Consider the following 18,679-nt stretch of genomic DNA (forward strand, 5'->3'; position numbering starts at 1 on the left):
ATTATATATCAGTAGTAATTTTTTAGCAAATCCTTGTATAATCTCTTATGCAAATTATAAAAGACAAAAAAATATTTGAAAAATTTGTCAAAAAATTGCAAAAAAGGTCATTTTCTGAACCTAAAATTGAAGATAGTGTAAGAAAAATTTTAAATGACATAAAAAAAAGTGGAGATAAAGCATTAGCCAGATATACAAAACTATTTGATAAGCATAGCCTTCCTCTTAAGATCGGTAAAAAAGAGATAGAAAAAAAAGCTAAAGATATATCAAAAGACGTCTTTAATGCTCTCATTTTTGCAGAGGAAAGAATCCGTAAATTTCATGAAAAACAGCTTGAAAAATCATGGCAGTATCAGGAAGGAGATATTATTCTTGGACAAATAATAAGACCATTAGAGAGAGTTGGGGCTTATGTTCCTGGAGGAAAGGCATCCTACCCTTCAACAGTGCTTATGAACATTATTCCTGCTCAAGTCGCAGGAGTAAAAGAAATAGCAGTATGCGTTCCAACTCCAAATGGAGAACTTAATCCAATAGTCTGCGCTGCTTTAAGTATTCTTGGAATAAAAGAGGTTTACAGAATAGGTGGTGCTCAAGCAATCGCAGCTATGGCTTATGGAACAGAAACAATAAAAAAAGTTGATAAAATTGTAGGACCTGGTAATATCTATGTGGCAACAGCAAAAAAGCTTGTCTTTGGAGAAGTTGATATAGATATGATAGCAGGTCCGAGTGAAATTCTCATTATCGCTGATAATTCAGCAAATCCTGCTTTCGTTGCTGCTGACATGCTTAGTCAGGCTGAGCATGATGAAATGGCATGTAGCATTCTTGTAACAAATTCTGAACAATTAGTTAACTCAGTAAAAAAAGAGATTACAAGACAACTTAAAAAACTTCCTAAAGCATCCATAGCAAAAGAATCACTCAAAAATTTCGGCGCGATAATTATTGTAAAATCCTTACAAGAAGCCTGCAATATTGCAAATACAATAGCACCAGAACATCTTGAAGTTATGACTGAAAATCCTGAAAAGCTTCTGCCGCTTCTTAAAAATGCAGGAGCAATATTTTTAGGGCAATTTACACCAGAGCCAATAGGAGACTATGTAGCTGGTCCAAATCACACACTACCTACTTCAGGAACTGCAAGATTTTTCTCACCTCTTGGTGTTTATGATTTTGTAAAGAAAAGTTCTTTAATTAAAGTGGGAGAAAACGGGTTCAATAAGCTTGCTCCTTATGTTGAAGTGCTTGCAACCCTTGAAGGGCTGCACGCACATGCTAATACAGTAAAAGTAAGAAAAACTACTTAACAGATGCGATAAATTCTTCAATTTTTACAGATGGAGCAATTTTTGACACTTTTTCAAAAATTTGTTTCTTTTCTTCCTCATTCTTTGCAACTTTGAATTTTTCTCTGAGCTTTCTTAATTTTTCTCTGCGAAGTCTTCTTTTTCTTAGTTCTCTGTCAACAAGTCTTCTTGACATAACAACCTCCTGCGTTTAGATATTTAGATAATCAAATAGTCTGCTGATTATTAAATATCCTCCACACGGAACCTCGCTTTTATTTATAAAAAAATCACATCCATCTTCTCTAAAATCGCATTTATCACATATAAAGGACAAACCGTGGTTTGCCAATTTTTCATTATTTAAATGAAATATTTTAATTATTCCATATAACTCACGAGATGTTATATATTTTCGGAGATAAAAATATCCTCCGCACAACTCTGTTTCTTTATTGGGCTTATAGTAATTACAGAATTTTTTGCAAATTAAAGAAGTGTAAGCCTCTTCTTTCATTTTGTAACTTCGCTAATCCAATTTAAATAGCTTTCAGAACCTTTTTTTATTTTTATTCCGATAATTTCTGGCACAGTATATGAATGAAGTGATTTTACCTTTTTTTCAAGTTCTTCAAAAAGCTCTGACTTTGTTTTTACAATCATCAACACTTCTTGTTCATCTTCAATTTTACCTTGCCAAAAATAAATTGAACGAATATCTTTTAGAATATTTACACAAGCTGCAAGTTTTTCTTCAACAAGAATTTTTGATATTTTTACCGCCTCATCTTCATTAGGTGCGGTTATCAATACTACTATGTAATCCATAATTTAATTATAAAAAATTTACAAAAAAATTGGTATAATTGAAAAAACTACAGGAGGTGTTGTATGCCTTACTATGTTATTTTAAGTACACTTACAGATGAAGGGAGAGAAACATTAAAAGAAAAGCCTGAAAGAATTCTTGAAGTCAACAAAGAAATTGAAAAAATGGGAGTTAAAATTATTCAACAATACGCTGTTCTTGGTCCATATGATTTTGTAAATATCGTAGAGGCTCCAGATAATATTACAGTGATGAAAATGTCTGTACAACTCGGTTCAAGAGGCACTGTTCAACTAATGACAATGCCTGCAATTGAGGTGGAGGAATTGATTAAAAATTTAAAACAATAAAAATTTTATAAATCAGAACCAATTGAGCGTTTTATTTATAAAGAAATAAAAGACACAATTTCAGGACAATAAAGAATTTTGACTAAGCCAGAAATAGGAATACGAACTTTTTTTTCTGAAAGAGTAATAAAATTATCAAAAGAAAAATAACAGCCTTTTTTAATTTTGAGCCATTTATCTTCTTCAATATAATCTCTTTTTAGTTTTTCAATATCAATAAGTTTTCCATCCCAACATCCCCACAGTCTGCTTTTGCCTTTTTCTTTAAGAAGGTGAGAAGTGTTTTTTATAACTATATCATCCTCAGGAAAAGTATCTTTTATATTCAATCCATCCTTTCTTAATATCACATAACTGAACTTAAGATAATTGATTTGTAATCCTATTGCACTTAAAAAAGATAGATATTCAGGTGGAATCCATTTTCTTTCTTCGTAGCACCAATTGTTAGCCTTAAGTGCTGGACATGGAAAGTTATTAATACAGGGACTGTATGGATAAAGGTGTAGTTCTCTAATCAAACTATCTCTTAGCCCGTGAAGCCTTGAGGCTGATTTTTTTGTTCCTGGCTCTATAATAATTAAACTAAATCTTTCGTTATGATAAGTAAAATATTTTATAAATTTTATAAAATCTTCCTGTCTAAGTCCTTTGTTATCAAATATTTCTCCCAAAGAATTTGAAAAAATCATTATGTCAGGTCTTAATTCTTTCAATTCAATATATGTTTTTACATCTGCTGCATCAGCTTTTAAAAATTCGTAATTAATAGACAAATTTTTAGGTTTAAATCTTTCAATAATTTCTCTTCCAAACTGTATAGCCCTTTCTTCTAATTCAACTCCTATATATCTAACATAGCTTAAGGAAATTATTCCTTCTTCAAAGAGCTTAAAAACTGGCAAAATTGCAGGAGAAGGACCACAGCCTATATCAACTATTTTGAGGTCTTTATTTGAGGAAATTAAGGGATGTCTGAAAAGCTCCTTTAAAAGGCTATATATTTTTGCCAAATTAACAGGCACAAAATATGCGAGATAACCTCTGAGAAAATCTTGATTTTTCATATAATCTTCAGGTCTTTTAGAATCTAAAAAAGTAAAAAGATCAGAAGCCTTTAAAATTAGATTTTTTAATTGTTGTTTTGTGGGAGTTTTGTCCTTAAAAATCAGTTTTAAAAGAAATTCAGGTAAATCTTGCACTTTTAAAAATATTTAGGGGGAGAAAACTCCCCCTAAAATAAATTTTCAAAAATTACTTTACTGCTTCTTTTAAAGATTTTCCTGCTGTAAACTTGGGAACTTTTGTTGCAGGGATTTTAATTTCCTGTCCAGTTCTTGGATTTCTTCCCTTTCTCGCCTTTCTCTTTGAAACATAAAAACTCCCAAACCCTACAAGCGTAACCTTGTCACCTTTCTTGAGAGCTTCCTTAACAGCTTCAATTGTGGCATCCAGTGCCTTTGCTGCCTCTGCCTTTGTAAGCTCTGCTTTGCTTGCAATCTTGCTTACCAATTCTGCCTTTGTCATACCTAATACCTCCTTTTTTTATTGATAAATTAAGGATTTGATGTAAACAATACCAAATTTTTCGTATAATGTCAAGTATTTTTTTATAATAAAATAATGAAATTTAAATTTTTACATATCTCAGACCTTCATTTAGGTTTAAAAATCAAAGGTATAGATAGGCTTAAATACTGCAAAAAAGCACTATTAAAGACAATTAATATTATTAGAGACAACAATCTTGATGCTATGATAATTGCAGGAGATTTTTTTGAAAATGATAAAATTTACAGGGAAGACATAGAGTTCTTAAATGAGATTTTTGAATTAATTTATCCAAGACCTGTAATTATTTCACCTGGAAATCATGATTTTTTAGGTTTTAACTGTGCTTATGATGAAAGATTTCTTAACATACTAAAACTTAAAGCATGGAAAGAAAATGTAAAAATTTTTAAAAAACCAGAATTCTCTCTTTTTTCATTTGGCGATGTAAAAATTTATGGCAAACCATGTTTAAATAGAGAAACCCAGGCTTTTGATAAAATTCTCAATATTAATCCATTTAAAATTAATATAGCAGTTATTCATGCATCAAGAATTAAATTTTCTCCTCAAGGCAAAGAAATCTGGCATCCCTTTGAAGATAATGACATCCTAAAATCTAATTTTGATTATGTTGCTCTTGGACATTATCATAATTATTCAGAAATTTCTGATGGTTCAATAATAAAATCAGCCTACCCAGGCAGTATGGTACCAGCTTCAATATCTGAATATGGTAAAAGAGGTGGGTTGATTGTTGAAGTTTCAAAAAAGGACAGCAAAGCGACTATTGAAATAGAATTCGTTGAATTAAGTGATTTTTCTATAAAAAAAATTGAGATTTCAACATCTCAAGGTATTGAAAAAATTAAAAACATAATATCTTCGGAAATCTCTGAGAGCAGTAATCCTGACGATACACTTTTTATTTTAAAGCTCAAAGGTATGGGTGATTTGAGCATAATTCATTTAAAAGAGCTTTTTTCTGAATATAAGATTCTGTTTGATACTTCTGAGTTTACAAAATTTGATATTGAAAAATTAAAAGAAACTTCACCAGAAACAACCGTTGGGGCATTTATTAATGAAATGCTCAAACTTATTGAGAATGCAGACAATAGAGAAAAACAAATTCTTGAAGATGCTTTAATTTATGGGCTTGATGCTTTTGCTGGTAAACAGATAATACCAAGATTTTATGATGAAAATTAAAAGAATATTAATAGAAAATATAGGACCTTATAAAAACAAAGAATTCATTTTTGAACATTCTTGCAGTCTGATAATTGACAAAAATGAGGCTGGTAAATCCGTTCTCGCAAAATCTATACTGGAAGCTCTTTATCCATCAAAACAGCCTTTAATACCTTTAAACAATGGAAAAATTACATTGGAAATTGAATCAGACAATGAATTTTTTCAGATTACAAGAAATTATAGGGGATACCAGATATTTAAAAATGGGAATCCTATAAAACATGAAACTAAAACTAAAGGAAGAATAATCAAAAAATTACCTGGAGAAATTATTTTTAACATTCCAAAAGAAATTTTTATTAACAGTTCTTATTTAGCTCAAAAAGCAGGAATAAATACCAAAGAACTCTATTCGGTCACTTCTTTTTTAGAACAGGCTATTGATACAGGTTTTCAGGATACATCAGCATCTTCAGCTTTAACGAAAATAAAAGAAGCACTTTATGATAACATTCACAGCGGTGCGATATTTCCTTTTAATACAAAAGGGAAGTTGGATACAGCAATAAAAATATGGAAAGAAAAACTTACTGAATATGAAGAGAAAAAAGCATATCTACAAAATTTAGTAGAGGAACAAACTGAAATTATTAAAAATTATATTGAATCACTTTCCGAATTTGAAAATATAAATCATGAAATTATAAAACTTGACAGTGATTATGCTACATGGAAAATTCAACAAAATAATTTTTACTTGAGAGAAATCCAAATTCTTGAAAAAAGAAATGATGAATTAAAAGAATTTGAAGGCATGGTTGAGTTTTACAAAAATTTTGAAAATCTAAAGCCTGAGGAACAACGATTTATAATTCTTTATGAAAATGAAATACAGTCCTTACAGGAAGATTTAATGTTAAAAGAAGAGAAAAAAAAGAAAATAAAAAAATTATTGAAAAAACTATCTTTGATAAATATTCTGACAGTTATTTCCAGTATTCTGGGAGGAATTTTTATAGATAACATATTCTATATTGGAGTTATTTTTTGCCTTTTTGCCTTTTTTTATCAACTTAAACTTAATAGTGAAAATAAAAAATTAAACCATGATATAAAAACTTTAAACTTAAAACATGACGAGATTTCTAAAAAAATAGACTACATAATTTCTAATTTTACTGCTCCTATAAATAGCAAAAATGAATTCTTCAGTCTTTTTAAAAAAGTGAGTACACATAAAAATGAAATTAAAGAATTTATTGAAAATTCCAGAAAAATTGAAGAGCTAAAAAAACTTCTCCTTTCAGAAAAGGAAATAGATTTCTATGAATCAAAAATTATTTCCAGAAATAAAGAATTTAATAATTTAAATATTGAAGACTATGAACAAAAAAAAGAAAAACTTCTCAACCTTAAAGAACAAATAAACGATAAAATCCATAAATTACAAGCAGATTATGACAAAATTATACAGCATAGAAAAGAAATAGAAAAAATAACTGACCATATACAAGTTGCTGTAAAAAACTTGGAAATTCTGGAAAAATTTAAAGAAGCTTTGCAAAAGTCTTTTGAAGTACTGGAAAACATTACAAAAAAACATCATGAACTTTGGTCTCAAAAATTAAATGAAAAAGCTTCAAAACTTTTAAGTAATATAACAGACAAAACAGTACATATCTCTTTTGGCAAAGACCTCTCTTTTAATATAAAAGTTCCAGAAATTGAATATCCCTTACCTGAAAAAGAAATTGAAAACAAGCTCAGCGGCGGTATAACAGAACAAATATACCTTACTGTAAGACTAATTCTTGCTGACATCCTGAGCAAAGGCATGAAAATTCCTTTTATACTGGATGAACCATTTGCACATTCAGATGATGAAAGATTTTTTAAAGGCATGAAATATTTAATACAGGAGATTGCAAATTCAAATCAGGTTATTATTCTAAGTTGTCATCAAAATAGATTAAAACTCATTGAAGAATTGAAAGGCTTTTTCTGCCTAATTTCAGTCAGTAATGAGGCTTAAAACTTTACTAAATTCTTAATTTTATGTTAATTTTTAAAATCAATCCTGTTAAGAAAGGTGGTGAAAATAATGGGAATATCTCCTGAAAGAAAAAAAGAGATTATTGAAAGTTTTAAAATGCATTCTTCTGATACAGGCTCTCCTGAAGTACAGATTGCTTTGATGACTGAAAGAATTAATTATTTAACCGAACATTTTAAAACTCACAAAAAAGATCATCATTCAAGAAGAGGACTCATTAAATTAGTCGCTCAAAGAAGAAAGCTTTTAAATTATCTTAAAAAAATTGATAAGGAACGATATGGCAAACTCATTGAAAGACTTAGTATCAGAAAATAAATCTGGAAAAGAGGTAGAATGTGGAAGTAGAACTTGAAATTAAAGGGAAAAAACTTGTTTTACAAACAGGCATTTTTGCAAAGCAAACAAATGGCTCTGTTTTAGCAAAATATGGAGACACATATGTATTATGCACTGTGGTTGCAGAAAAAACACCTAAAGAAGGATTAGATTTTGTTCCGCTGACAATTGATTATCAGGAAAAAGCTTACTCAGCAGGTAAAATACCTGGAGGTTTTTTTAAAAGAGAGGGTAAACCAACTGATAGAGAGATTCTGGTTTCCCGTTTAATTGACAGACCTGTAAGACCTCTTTTCCCTGACGGATTCAACTATGAAACTCAAGGAATAGCATCTGTTCTTTCCTATGGAGATGAAAATATTGCTGATATTTTAAGTATAATCGGGATTTCATCTGCTTTAACCATATCTGATATTCCATTTAATGGACCTGTTGCAGCTGTAAGAGTTGGAATGGTTGAAGAAGAATTCATTTTAAATCCTGACAATGACGAAGCTGAAAAAAGCATCCTTAATTTAGTAGTTGCAGGTACAGAAGAAGCAGTAACCATGGTTGAAGGAGGAGCTGCAGAATGCTCTGAAGAGACTCTTGTAGAAGCCTTGAAATTTGCTCATACTCATATAAAAAAAATAATAGCCCTGCAAAAAAAACTTCAACAATTATCAGGCAAACCAAAAAGAGAAATTATTTCACTTAATGGAGATGAAGAGATTCAAAAAGCAATCTTAAATATCATTGGAGGAAAAATTGAAAATGCCTTGTTTCTTCCCAAAAAAGTTGAAAGGCAACAAGCCCTTGATGAACTCCTTAATGAATGTCTGCAGAACTTAAATACAGAAGAGTTTCGGCAGAAATTATATGGTAATTTTGACAAAGATATATCATTAGAAATCACTAATGCTTTTGATAAAGTAATCAAAAAATTTATGCGTGAGTCAATTGTAAAAAAAGGGATAAGAGCGGACGGCAGAAAGTCCGATGAAATAAGACCTATTACATGCATGATTGGAATCTTGCCAAGAGTTCATGGTTCTGCTTTATTCACAAGAGGAGAAACTCAAGCTCTTGTTGCAACTACTCTTGGTACATCAGAAGATGAACAAAAAGTTGATTCTCTTGAAGGAGAAATATTTAAAACCTTTATGCTACATTACAACTTTTTACCTTTCAGTGTTGGAGAAGTTAAACCTTTACGGGCACCAGGAAGAAGAGAAATTGGGCATGGTTATCTTGCAGAAAGAGCATTGAGCTATGTAATTCCTTCTAAGGATGAATTCCCATATACAATAAGAGTTGTATCAGATATTCTTGAATCAAATGGTTCATCATCAATGGCAACTGTATGCGGAGCAACTCTTTCTCTCATGGACGCTGGAGTTCCTATAAAAGCACCTGTTGCAGGAGTTGCGATGGGGCTTATCAAAGAGGGAGACAAAACTGTTGTGCTTACTGATATTCTCGGAATGGAAGACCATTATGGTGACATGGATTTCAAAGTAGCAGGAACTGAAAAAGGTATAACAGCCTTCCAGATGGATGTAAAAATCTCTGGAATCAGTTATGAAATATTTAAAAAAGCTCTTAAACAAGCAAAACAGGCAAGATTATTCATACTTAAAAAAATGGCTGAAACTATTTCTGAACCTAAAAAAGAGCTTTCTTTATATGCTCCAAGAATATACAAAATACAGGTTAAACCTGAAAAAATTAGAGATATTATTGGGACAGGTGGTAAGGTAATTAAAGGAATTATAGAAGAAACAGGAGTTAAAATAGATATTGAAGACAAAGAAGGAATTGTTAAGATAGCTTCTTCTAATGAATCTGCTGCACAAAAAGCAATTGAAATTATCAAAGGAATCACTCAAGAAGCTGAACTCGGAAGAATCTATATGGGTAAGGTAACAAGAATAGTAGACTTCGGGGCATTTGTTGAAATCATGCCAGGAGTTGAAGGATTACTACATATATCCCAAATTGCTGATAAAAGGATTCAAAAAGTATCAGAGGTATTAAAAACAGGAGAACAAATTCCTGTTAAAGTAATTGAAATTGATGAACTCGGAAGAGTTCGTCTCAGTAGAAAAGAAGCACTCCGAGAAATAGAAAACAGAACTGCCACAAAAACATAATTCTGATGATAAAAAAAACTTATCTTTCCTCAAACCTCCCTGTAATAATGAATAAAATGAATTATTACAGGTCTTTTGTTCTTGGTATATGGATAAAGCATGGAGCCAGGCATGAAAGTTCTTCAAAAAATGGATTATCACATTTTATAGAACATCTCTTCTTTCAGGGAACTTCAAAGAGAAATGCTCGGGACATATCTTTTGAAATTGACAGCATGGGTGGAGATATAAATGCTTTTACATCAAGAGAATTTACAGCGCTATATATAAAAGTCCTTGATTCATCTATATGCAAAGCTATAGAACTAATTGGAGACATTTATTCAAACCCTCTATTTCCTGAACAGGAAATAGAAAAAGAACGTTCAGTTATACTTGATGAAATCAGAACAATAAATGATACTCCTGATGAATTGATTCATGATCTTTTTATGGAAAACTCATTTCCTGATGGCTTAGGACAACCAATTCTTGGTAAAGAGTCCACAGTATCAGAAATAACCAGAAAAGATATCATTGACTGTTATAACAATTTCTATGGAATAAACAACTGTATAATAAGCTGTGCTGGAAATTTTGAAGAAAAAAAAATAATTGAATGTCTTGAAAAAAATATTACAGCTAAAACTTCTAATAAATCTCCAGTAATTAATAATCCAAATTTCTCTTCTTGTCTTAAGGTGCATGAGAAGGATTTAAATGAAATTCATCTGTGCATAGGATTTGATACTTTCCCCTTTAAAAGTCCTTACAGGCATGCTTTAACCCTACTTAACTGCATTATTGGCGGAAGTGTTAGTTCAAGACTATTTCAGGAAATAAGAGAAAAACAAGGGTGGGTCTACAATATTTATTCTTTTACTTCATTCTATTATGATGCAGGTGTATTTGGTATTTATACAGCTTGTGACCGTAAGAAAATAAATAAAATAATTGAAACAATCTTTAAAATACTAAAACAGATTCCTGAAAACTTAAAAAAAGAAGAAATGGATAGAGCAAAAACTCAAGTTATATCTCAAATTCTTTTTTCTTCTGAATCACCAAGCTCTATTATGCATAATTTAGCATATCAGGAATTGTATCTTGAAGAGTCTTACAGCATTGAACAGCAAATAAAACAAATTGAAACAGTCTCATTTAAAGAACTGAAAAATATAGCTTCCATTTTAAAGGAGAAAAATTTCTCAATAACAATTCTTGGTCCTATAAGTGAAAAAGAAATTTACATTGAAAAATAAAAAGGGCGGATAACCCCGCCCCTACTTTAAATCAATTAAGCAGCTTCTCCTTGTTTAATAGCTTCTTCTCTTAAAGAAGCCTTTGCAAAAACCATTGCTGTAGCTCTGTAAACCATATGAGCCATCTTTGAATGAGGAGCATATGCAAAGAGAGCAAATACAAATACAAGATGAGCAATGTAGGATGCATATCCAAGAGTTTCCGCTTCAGCAAGTCTCAAAATTTCTGCAAGAAATCCTGTAACTCCTACTCCTGCAATTATAGTAATCAATAACCAGTCAAAATAGCTTCCCATACCCTGTTTTACAGCATTTTTACTTCTGTTGACGATAACCAGAAACATTCCAATAATAAGAGCTATTCCGCTAATATTGCCTATAATTTTTACAATATTTGTTTGTGGATATGGAGACTCCCATCTCAGAACCCATTCATAGAAAGCAGCTATACCTGTTGTTATCGCCAGTCCGATAAAAGCATAAAGAACAAGAATGTGAGCTGTATATCTACCTTTATTTACACCGCAGAGTTGAAATTTTTTGTGCAACAATACGTCTTTTATAGTTTCATATATACAGCCATATATATCCTTACGTTTAACCTCTGCTACAGATGCAAGATCAAGCCAGTATCGTTTAACTCCATTGTAGAAACAGATTATTGCAAATGCTGCTAATGCCATAAATGGAACATCTATCCATGGAACAGCAGGCAAAAATGCTACGTAAGAAATCTCACCATTCTCACCCCTGGGAATCTCAGTTCCACTAAAGTATCCAAGAATAGCCATCTCTCCAAGAAAAAGTAAAAGCGGAATCAGAAATATAAGAAGTAGATATTTTGGGTCTGATACCCATTTAGCAAGAAAGCTCGGTGGCGAATAGTTTTGTATCATCAATTTTCTAACAGCACCTAAAACTTCACCAGGTTTTGCTCCTCTGGGACAGTATGCAGTACAGTCTCCACAGTGGTGGCATAGCCATATATCAGGATTCTGGAAAAGCTTCTCTTTAATTCCCCATTGGGCATAAAGCATCTCTTTTCTGGGAAAAGGTGCTTTGTCAGGTGAAAGCGGGCATACGACAGTGCAAGTAGAGCATTGATAACATTTTTTCAATGACTCTCCGCCTGCTTTTATAATCTCTTTTGCAAAATTCAAATCTGGTTTTACTGGTTTGTCCATGTCTTCCCTCCTTAGAAGCCCTTAAATGGATTTGGACCGATTTGTCTGATTTTCTCCATAAACTCATCTATTATTGATGGAATTCTCCAGTACTCATCAATTGCCACTTCATACATCTGCACTCTGTCTGATTCAAGCTGAAGCCTATCAAGAGTTTCCTGAACCTTACCAAGTCTGTATTTTGCAAGCTCGCTTCCTTTAGCAAAATGACATTGATAATTTTCACCGAACTTACATCCAAGAAGGAGCATTCCATCAACTCCTTTTGATAAAGCGTCTGCGATCCAGACAAGATTCATAGAACCAAGACATCTAAGCTGAATAAATCTTAATGCAGGATCAAGCTTAAGTCTATGAAGCGCTGCTGTCTCTGTTGCTGGGAATGCGTCATTTTCGCAACAAAGCACTATAATACGAGGTCTATCATCCTCGCTTGGAACTGAAACATTCTTTAGCATTGTTCCAATCATGTCAACACTATAGTCTTTAAAGGAAACGATTCTCTCTGGGCATGCACCCATACATGTTCCGCATCTACGGCATCTATTAGGCTTGTAAAATGGAACACCTTTTTCATCCTCATCAATTGCACCAAATGGGCACTCTTCTGTACAACGCTTACAGGCTGTGCACTTTGTAAGATTTGGCTCAGGGAATGAAGTATCCCAAGCTCTTGGATGAACTGCTATTCCCTTTGCGACATGCTCCACACACTGAATTGCCTTCAATGCAGCACCCTTTGCATCTTCCTGTGCCTCAGTCATATTCATAGGTTGACGAACTGGTCCAACTGCATATATACCTGTTCTGCGGGTTTCATATTGGAAACAGATAAAGTTGGAATCAACAAAGCCAAATCCTCCTTCCAAAAAAGGAAGTTCAGGACCTTGGCGATATCCCAAGTTAAGAATAAACTCTGGCTTTTTAGTTGTTTCAATGTATTTTGCCTTTGCTTCATCTCCTTTCGCAGCTGCCTCTGCAAGTCCTATGAGATAATCCTGTGGCTCTTTTGTTGTTGGAACCATTCCTGTTGCAAGAACAACCATCTCTGCTTCTATTTCTGCTTTATCTCCAAGAAGAGAATCCTCTACAGTAACCACTAATTTGTCGTATTCTTCTCTTATCCCTGTAACCTCTCCTTTTGCAAGCATGACTCCTGGAGTGTTCTGAGCTTCCTTATAGTAATATTCAAGTTTTCCAGGTGTTCTTATATCCTTGTAAATAACCATTGCTGTAGCATCTGAATTACCATCTGTTACATATCTTGCCTGCTTAAGAGTTGTTGCGCAACACATTCCTGAACAGTAAGGAATATGCTCAGGATCCCTCTGCCCAGCACACTGAACAAATAAAACTGTTTTAACCACTCTTTCATCAGAGGGTCTCTTAATTACTCCTTTATTCTTCTTTGCAAGTTCTTCAAACTCAAAGTTTGTTACCACATCCTTGAATTTACCATATCCATATTTCTTTGTAAGTTTCTTAGCATCGTATGGCTTCCATCCAGTTGCCTGAATTATTGCACCTATTTTTATAGTTTCAGTGGAGCCATTTTTAGATATTGTTACATCAAAATCTCCTGGTTGCCCATCAATCTTTTCAATCTTTGAGGAGGTATAAACCTTAATTTTTGGATTTGATGTAACTTCATTTATAAGCGGCTCAAGATTGACGTCACCAAGAACTCCTTTTGTATAATCATCAGTTGGCACTCTTTTGTAAAGTTTTCTTGCAAATCCGCCAAGTTCAGACTCCTTCTCAACAAGAACAACATCATATCCTGCTTTTGCTGCCTCTGTAGCAGCTGTCATCCCAGAAATTCCGCCGCCAACAACGAGTATTGATTTAACAGTCTCAATAATATAAGGCTCTGGAATTTCTCCTTTTTGAGCTTTAATAACTCCCATTTTGATATAATCTTCAGCGGCAAGCTGTTTTTCTTCTGGAACTTCAATTGTCCATACAGCAAGCTCTCTTAATGGAACTCTCTCAACAAAACAACCGGGGAAACTAAACTCATAAGTTTTAACTCTTGGAGAACAGCCAGCAATTACTATGGAGTTTACACCCTGCTCAGCAATATCTTTTTTTATTAAATCAATACCTTCACGGCTACAAAAAACATCATGTACCTGTACAACAGGAACTCTCAAAGCATTTTTACCTATGTTTTGAATTTTTTCAACATCAACTGCTTCTCCTATACCACAGCCTTTGCAGATATATAGACCTATTTTCTTTTCCATAATTACCTCCTTACTCCAGTCTGAATTGCCTTGAGGGCAGCAGATGTTGCATCCTTTCCACAACCTGCCACATCCATTGGAGCTTTTGCACAACCTGCAGAGTATATACCTTCAGCATCAACCACAAAGCCATCTATTGCATATTTAAGCCCCGGAACTTTTATTTCAATGCCCTCTGGCTGCATCCCTGTGGCAAGAACTACCATATCTACTTTCTTTCTTATCTTTTCTCCATTCAGCATATCTTCTGCAGTTACAATAACATCATCTGAATCCTTATCCTGTTCAACTGCAGCCACCTTACCTTTAATCAAATTAACCCCAGATTGTTCTTTAACCTGATTGAAAAATTTCTCATATCTACCAGGTGTTCTTATGTCAATATAAAAGATATTCACCTCTGCGTCAGGATTCTGCTCTTTAATATAAAGAGTATGTTTTAAAGAGGCAAGACAACAGATATAGGAACAGAAAGGCAGATGATTTTCATCTCTACTACCAGCACACTGAACAAAGGCTATTTTTTCAACAGGTTTTCCATCAGAAGGTCTTAAAATTTGTCCTCCAGTAGGTCCATTTTTAGATGCAAGTCTTTCAAGCATCATATTTGTTATTACATTTTTAACCTTTCCAAAATTAAGATTATCTATCTTTGTAGCATCATAGGGTTTCCAGCCTGTAGCAACAACAATAGAATCAACCTTAACTTCTATTGTTTCAGGTTGCATATTTAAATCAATAGCATTATATTTGCAGGCTTCAACACATGGAGCAGGACAATCTTTTGGACAAGCTGTTCTATCAACAACATATCTTAAAGGAAATGATTGTTCAAAAGGAAGATAGATAGCCTTTGTTTTGTTTAAACCAAAATTAAAATCACTATCTTTTTCAACAGGACAGACTTCTGCACATGCATTACATGCTGTACAGTTTTCATTCACATATCTTGGATTAAGTTTAATTTTTACAGTATAGTCACCAGGGTTACCAGAAATAGATTCTACTTCAGCCATTGTATAAAATGTAACTGAAGGATTTACTTTGATACGACGGAAATTAATCTCAAGTCCGCATAATGGTGGGCATATTTTCGGGAAATACTTATTTAACTGGGCAACTCTTCCGCCGAGATAAGGATTTTTTTCAACTATAATAACTTCAGCACCTGTCTCGGCAGCCTCTATGCCAGCAGTTAAACCACTGAACCCGCCACCAATTACCAAGATGCGATTTGTTTCAGCACTCATACTCAGCCTCCTTTATTTGATTCTTAAACATAAAAATTCGTAATACAGTTTTAACTGCATTACGAATTTTTATTATCATGTGTTTTCAATTGTTTAAAATTAAAGGGAGGGGAAATCCCCCTCCCTAACTCAACTGTATTAGTCTGGGAATATCTGAACGTATGGAACTTTCTTAAGAGTAAATGTATCTGTTGCTGGATCATAAACTGAATTGACAAATGCACGCCAGTTATTGTCATCAACAAAATCAAAATCACCTCTGTAGTAGTAGCCAGGATAACGGGATTCTTCTCTAAAGAGAATGTGTCTTGCATGAGCCTCAAGTGAGAGTGTTCTGTGAACATTCTCCCAACAACGGAGAAGTTCATGGAGATTTGCTGCTGCAAGTCTTGAAGCATCTTCTTTGAGAAGTTGCAGTTTACTAAGACCTTCCTCTATCATTGTTTTTGAGGTCATATACCATGTTCCACATCCACCGAAGTATTCGTCAGCAATTTTCTGAAGTCTTGCCTGATACATGTCAGGTTTGATGTAGTATGGATTGACCTTTGGATCAGTGGAATAGGTCTTGTATTTTTCATAAAGCTCAAATGGCAGATAAAGTTCTGCTGCAAGAGCATTAATATCTTCTGCTATTGTTGGTGTATATCCTGAGTTATCAAGAATAAATGCAATTGCTGCTTTTGCAGCAATTCTACCCTCTGCATGTGAACCAGAGGAGAATTTGTGTCCTGATGCTCCAACAATATCACCAGACATGAACAAGCCTTTTACTGTGCTCATTCTGTTGTAGCCCCAGAACCACTCAGCTGGTGTTCCAGGAATGTCTCCAGGTCCGCTTACCCAGAAGCCTGCGCAACCAGCATGTGAACCAAGAAGATAAGGCTCTGTTGGCATAATCTCAGATGGTACTTTATCAGGTTCTACATTTTGAGCTGCCCACAGGCCTGCCTGACCAATACACATATCAAGGAAGTCTTCCCATGCTTCTGCTTCAAGGTGTTTGAGTCTCTTGGCATCCATCTGTTTTGCAAGTTCCTGCATTGCAGTATGGGTATTCATAAGGATTGGTCCTTTACCCTGTTTCATGCTCTGCATCATAAGATGGTTTCTGATAGCTGTTCCAAGAGCCTCTGCCCATTTACCATACTTCTGGACTGCTTCTTTAAATTCAGGGATATCTTTTGCACAATAATCCTCTCCAAGAGCATTTGTTGCTTTTGCTTTAAAGAAGAGGAACCATGCACCAACAGGACCGTATCCATCCTTAAATCTTGCAGGAACAAATCTGTTCTCCATCATTGTCATCTCAGCACCAACGGTCATTCCGAGATAGTATCCAGAACCAGAGTTCCATACTGGATACCATGCTCTACCCTGACCTTCTCTGCTTGATCTTGGTCTGAATACATTAACTGCGCCTCCGCAGCCTGCAAGAATTGCTTTTGCCTTGAAGAGATATATTTTATTTTCTCTTACGCTAAAGCCAATAGCACCTGCTACTCTATTTGGCTCTTTTGCGTCTTTGAGAAGTTTTACTATAAATACTCTCTCATAAATATTCTGAGCCTGCCCTGTTGCCTTTCTGTTGAATTCAAGGGCAGCTTTTGCAGCCTCAGCAACTATTACTTTATAGGATTCACCATTAATCATTATCTGCCATTTTCCAGAACGGCATGGCACTCCACCATCTTTGAGTGCTGGTTTTCCAGCATCTCTTGCCTGGAATCCATCAAGAGAAAATCCATCATCTCCCTTTTTCCAAATTGGGAGACCCCATTCCTCAAAAAGATGAACAGAATTGTCAACATGTCTTCCAAGGTCATAAACAAGGTCTTCACGAATAATTCCCATTAAGTCTGCACGGACATATTTTACATAGTCAACAACTTTGTTCTCACCAATATAGGTGTTAATAGCACTAAGACCCATTGCAACTGCACCAGAACGGTCCATTGCTGCTTTGTCAACAAGTGTTACCTTAATTCCTTTTGGTGTTGCCCATCTTGCAGCTTCATATGCAGCACCGCAAGCAGACATTCCACCACCGATGATTAGAAAATCAGTTTCGACCTCAACAACATCAGGTCTCTGACAGTATGAAAATGTGCAAGTCTCTTTTTCCATGTTATCCCTCCTTATACTTTATTTTTACTCTTTTCTGGCTTCATAGTTAAAGTAGCCAGGTCCTTTAATCTTTCCATAATCAGGATCAGGAAGTCCTGCATAGATATTGTCTGCATTCCAATAACCTTCTGGGGTAAGTCTGATTGGGAATTTGAATCTCTTGATAGAGCCATTTCTGAATTTAATTGTCCACATGATTGCATCCTGACCTCTCATAGGAATAACGCTTGCACCGAGAGGGCAGAAATCTGCATAACCTCTTACCTCAATTGCCTGCTGGGGGCAAATTTTTACACAGTTATAGCACTCCCAGCACTGGTCTGGCTCCTGGTTGAAAGCCTTCATCTTTTCCCTGTCTAAGGTCATAAGGTCATTGGGACAGATGTACTGACATGCAGTCTTGTCCTGTGCTTTGCAGCCGTCACACTTTTCTTGAATTACAAAACTTGGCATAGCTTAACCTCCTTTTTTTGTTTTTATTATGCTGGTTTTTGCACTGGATTTTTTTGTAATTCCAGCACATCACTTATGTCAATATCAGGAACTGGAAGCTCTTTGTCTTCCTTTGCAACATCATCCTTAATTGATGGAATCTCTGCAACAGCTTTTTCCATAACTTCAGGTCCTAAAGACTTCAACTCAACTATTTTCTTAAAAACTAATCTTTTGAATGCTGCAGGTGTTTCTTCAATGAATCCTCTTGCATCAAATCTTGCTTTACCAAACTGCTCAATTACTTTCTGTCCAAGTTCATCAGGAACTTCAATAACCAAACGCTTTAATGCTCCACCAAAAATTGGTTCAACTTTTTCTTCAAGGGGGGTTCCCTTTATAGCTGCTAATCTTTTCTCATCAATTATTACGCCAAAAAATTTAGCCATT

General features: G+C 34.1%; 18 protein-coding genes. 7 read left to right on the plus strand and 11 right to left on the minus strand.

Annotated elements, in window-relative coordinates; translation table 11 throughout:
* Nucleotides 1-47 precede the first annotated feature (47 nt).
* On the plus strand, nt 48-1,319 hold the full coding sequence (gene hisD / locus FLY87_RS01660; protein WP_012546313.1) for a histidinol dehydrogenase: 1,272 nt from the start codon (nt 48-50) through the stop codon (nt 1,317-1,319).
* On the opposite strand, the gene FLY87_RS01665 is transcribed toward hisD, so the two are convergent.
* The 3 genes from FLY87_RS01665 to cutA are packed head-to-tail and all read right to left on the minus strand — an operon-like array spanning nt 1,312 to nt 2,126.
* Nucleotides 1,312-1,494, minus strand: coding sequence for a DUF6800 family protein (locus FLY87_RS01665; protein ID WP_012544915.1), 183 nt, complete (start codon nt 1,492-1,494; stop codon nt 1,312-1,314). The two genes, hisD and FLY87_RS01665, sit on opposite strands and share 8 nt — an antisense overlap.
* Nucleotides 1,495-1,509: 15 nt before the next feature.
* Nucleotides 1,510-1,815, minus strand: coding sequence for a hypothetical protein (locus FLY87_RS01670; protein ID WP_012545893.1), 306 nt, complete (start codon nt 1,813-1,815; stop codon nt 1,510-1,512).
* Nucleotides 1,812-2,126: a divalent-cation tolerance protein CutA gene (cutA, locus tag FLY87_RS01675; protein WP_012545706.1), complete on the minus strand. Its 315-nt coding sequence runs from the start codon at nt 2,124-2,126 to the stop codon at nt 1,812-1,814. The genes FLY87_RS01670 and cutA overlap by 4 nt, the downstream gene beginning before the upstream one ends.
* A 63-nt stretch (nt 2,127-2,189) precedes the next feature.
* Here cutA and FLY87_RS01680 point away from each other — a divergent pair, with 63 nt between their 5' ends.
* Nucleotides 2,190-2,477, plus strand: a complete 288-nt coding sequence (locus FLY87_RS01680) for a GYD domain-containing protein (RefSeq protein ID WP_012546546.1) — start codon at nt 2,190-2,192, stop codon at nt 2,475-2,477.
* 35 nt (nt 2,478-2,512) lie between these two features.
* On the opposite strand, the gene FLY87_RS01685 is transcribed toward FLY87_RS01680, so the two are convergent.
* Nucleotides 2,513-3,544: a small ribosomal subunit Rsm22 family protein gene (locus tag FLY87_RS01685; RefSeq protein ID WP_164924870.1), complete on the minus strand. Its 1,032-nt coding sequence runs from the start codon at nt 3,542-3,544 to the stop codon at nt 2,513-2,515.
* 187 nt (nt 3,545-3,731) lie between these two features.
* The gene (locus FLY87_RS01690) at nt 3,732-4,004 is read right to left on the minus strand and encodes an HU family DNA-binding protein (protein WP_012546355.1); all 273 of its coding nucleotides are present in this window, start codon (nt 4,002-4,004) and stop codon (nt 3,732-3,734) included.
* Nucleotides 4,005-4,100: 96 nt separating this feature from the next.
* Here FLY87_RS01690 and FLY87_RS01695 point away from each other — a divergent pair, with 96 nt between their 5' ends.
* The 5 genes from FLY87_RS01695 to FLY87_RS01715 all read left to right on the plus strand — a co-directional run bounded on the left by FLY87_RS01695 (nt 4,101) and on the right by FLY87_RS01715 (nt 10,990).
* Nucleotides 4,101-5,240 (plus strand): DNA repair exonuclease, encoded by a 1,140-nt coding sequence (locus FLY87_RS01695; RefSeq protein ID WP_012545188.1) that lies wholly within the window; start codon nt 4,101-4,103, stop codon nt 5,238-5,240.
* Nucleotides 5,230-7,257: an ATP-binding protein gene (locus tag FLY87_RS01700; RefSeq protein ID WP_012546036.1), complete on the plus strand. Its 2,028-nt coding sequence runs from the start codon at nt 5,230-5,232 to the stop codon at nt 7,255-7,257. Before FLY87_RS01695 ends, FLY87_RS01700 begins: the two co-directional genes overlap by 11 nt.
* 69 nt (nt 7,258-7,326) lie before the next feature.
* Nucleotides 7,327-7,596: a 30S ribosomal protein S15 gene (gene rpsO, locus FLY87_RS01705; RefSeq protein WP_012546801.1), complete on the plus strand. Its 270-nt coding sequence runs from the start codon at nt 7,327-7,329 to the stop codon at nt 7,594-7,596.
* A gap of 20 nt (nt 7,597-7,616) precedes the next feature.
* Nucleotides 7,617-9,749: a polyribonucleotide nucleotidyltransferase gene (gene pnp / locus FLY87_RS01710; protein WP_012545734.1), complete on the plus strand. Its 2,133-nt coding sequence runs from the start codon at nt 7,617-7,619 to the stop codon at nt 9,747-9,749.
* A gap of 56 nt (nt 9,750-9,805) precedes the next feature.
* The gene (locus FLY87_RS01715; RefSeq protein WP_169720698.1) at nt 9,806-10,990 is read left to right on the plus strand and encodes a pitrilysin family protein; all 1,185 of its coding nucleotides are present in this window, start codon (nt 9,806-9,808) and stop codon (nt 10,988-10,990) included.
* Between the two features lie 35 nt (nt 10,991-11,025).
* Here the strand turns inward: FLY87_RS01715 and qmoC are convergent, their stop codons facing one another.
* The 6 genes from qmoC to FLY87_RS01745 all read right to left on the minus strand — a co-directional run bounded on the left by qmoC (nt 11,026) and on the right by FLY87_RS01745 (nt 18,678).
* The gene (gene qmoC, locus FLY87_RS01720; RefSeq protein WP_141266167.1) at nt 11,026-12,174 is read right to left on the minus strand and encodes a quinone-interacting membrane-bound oxidoreductase complex subunit QmoC; all 1,149 of its coding nucleotides are present in this window, start codon (nt 12,172-12,174) and stop codon (nt 11,026-11,028) included.
* Nucleotides 12,175-12,185: 11 nt separating this feature from the next.
* Nucleotides 12,186-14,420 carry an FAD-dependent oxidoreductase gene (locus FLY87_RS01725; RefSeq protein ID WP_028842325.1) on the minus strand — a complete coding sequence of 745 codons (2,235 nt, stop codon included), beginning with the start codon at nt 14,418-14,420 and terminating at the stop codon, nt 12,186-12,188.
* Between the two features lie 2 nt (nt 14,421-14,422).
* Complete coding sequence (locus tag FLY87_RS01730) at nt 14,423-15,670, minus strand: CoB--CoM heterodisulfide reductase iron-sulfur subunit A family protein (protein ID WP_012546111.1); 1,248 nt, start codon at nt 15,668-15,670, stop codon at nt 14,423-14,425.
* 138 nt (nt 15,671-15,808) lie between these two features.
* A complete protein-coding gene (gene aprA / locus FLY87_RS01735) occupies nt 15,809-17,797 on the minus strand; it encodes an adenylyl-sulfate reductase subunit alpha (RefSeq protein WP_141266168.1) in 1,989 nt (662 codons plus the stop codon).
* Nucleotides 17,798-17,821: 24 nt separating this feature from the next.
* On the minus strand, nt 17,822-18,250 hold the full coding sequence (aprB, locus tag FLY87_RS01740) for an adenylyl-sulfate reductase subunit beta (RefSeq protein WP_012546160.1): 429 nt from the start codon (nt 18,248-18,250) through the stop codon (nt 17,822-17,824).
* A 26-nt stretch (nt 18,251-18,276) separates the two neighbouring features.
* Nucleotides 18,277-18,678, minus strand: a complete 402-nt coding sequence (locus FLY87_RS01745) for a hypothetical protein (protein ID WP_012546578.1) — start codon at nt 18,676-18,678, stop codon at nt 18,277-18,279.
* Between the last annotated feature and the right edge of the window lies 1 nt (nt 18,679).

The sequence above is a fragment of the Thermodesulfovibrio sp. Kuro-1 genome (assembly GCF_006538445.1).
Taxonomy (GTDB): domain Bacteria; phylum Nitrospirota; class Thermodesulfovibrionia; order Thermodesulfovibrionales; family Thermodesulfovibrionaceae; genus Thermodesulfovibrio; species Thermodesulfovibrio yellowstonii.

Coding starts and splice junctions, on each gene's coding strand:
- FLY87_RS01730 (WP_012546111.1), bottom strand. CDS start 15,670: ATGAGTGCTGAAACAAATCGCATCTTGGTAATTGGTGGCGGGTTCAGT.
- FLY87_RS01665 (WP_012544915.1), bottom strand. CDS start 1,494: ATGTCAAGAAGACTTGTTGACAGAGAACTAAGAAAAAGAAGACTTCGC.
- aprA (WP_141266168.1), bottom strand. CDS start 17,797: ATGGAAAAAGAGACTTGCACATTTTCATACTGTCAGAGACCTGATGTT.
- qmoC (WP_141266167.1), bottom strand. CDS start 12,174: ATGGACAAACCAGTAAAACCAGATTTGAATTTTGCAAAAGAGATTATA.
- FLY87_RS01690 (WP_012546355.1), bottom strand. CDS start 4,004: ATGACAAAGGCAGAATTGGTAAGCAAGATTGCAAGCAAAGCAGAGCTT.
- FLY87_RS01745 (WP_012546578.1), bottom strand. CDS start 18,678: ATGGCTAAATTTTTTGGCGTAATAATTGATGAGAAAAGATTAGCAGCT.
- hisD (WP_012546313.1), top strand. CDS start 48: ATGCAAATTATAAAAGACAAAAAAATATTTGAAAAATTTGTCAAAAAA.
- FLY87_RS01670 (WP_012545893.1), bottom strand. CDS start 1,815: ATGAAAGAAGAGGCTTACACTTCTTTAATTTGCAAAAAATTCTGTAAT.
- rpsO (WP_012546801.1), top strand. CDS start 7,327: ATGGGAATATCTCCTGAAAGAAAAAAAGAGATTATTGAAAGTTTTAAA.
- FLY87_RS01680 (WP_012546546.1), top strand. CDS start 2,190: ATGCCTTACTATGTTATTTTAAGTACACTTACAGATGAAGGGAGAGAA.
- FLY87_RS01715 (WP_169720698.1), top strand. CDS start 9,806: ATGAATTATTACAGGTCTTTTGTTCTTGGTATATGGATAAAGCATGGA.
- aprB (WP_012546160.1), bottom strand. CDS start 18,250: ATGCCAAGTTTTGTAATTCAAGAAAAGTGTGACGGCTGCAAAGCACAG.
- cutA (WP_012545706.1), bottom strand. CDS start 2,126: ATGGATTACATAGTAGTATTGATAACCGCACCTAATGAAGATGAGGCG.
- FLY87_RS01700 (WP_012546036.1), top strand. CDS start 5,230: ATGAAAATTAAAAGAATATTAATAGAAAATATAGGACCTTATAAAAAC.
- FLY87_RS01725 (WP_028842325.1), bottom strand. CDS start 14,420: ATGGAAAAGAAAATAGGTCTATATATCTGCAAAGGCTGTGGTATAGGA.
- FLY87_RS01685 (WP_164924870.1), bottom strand. CDS start 3,544: ATGAAAAATCAAGATTTTCTCAGAGGTTATCTCGCATATTTTGTGCCT.
- FLY87_RS01695 (WP_012545188.1), top strand. CDS start 4,101: ATGAAATTTAAATTTTTACATATCTCAGACCTTCATTTAGGTTTAAAA.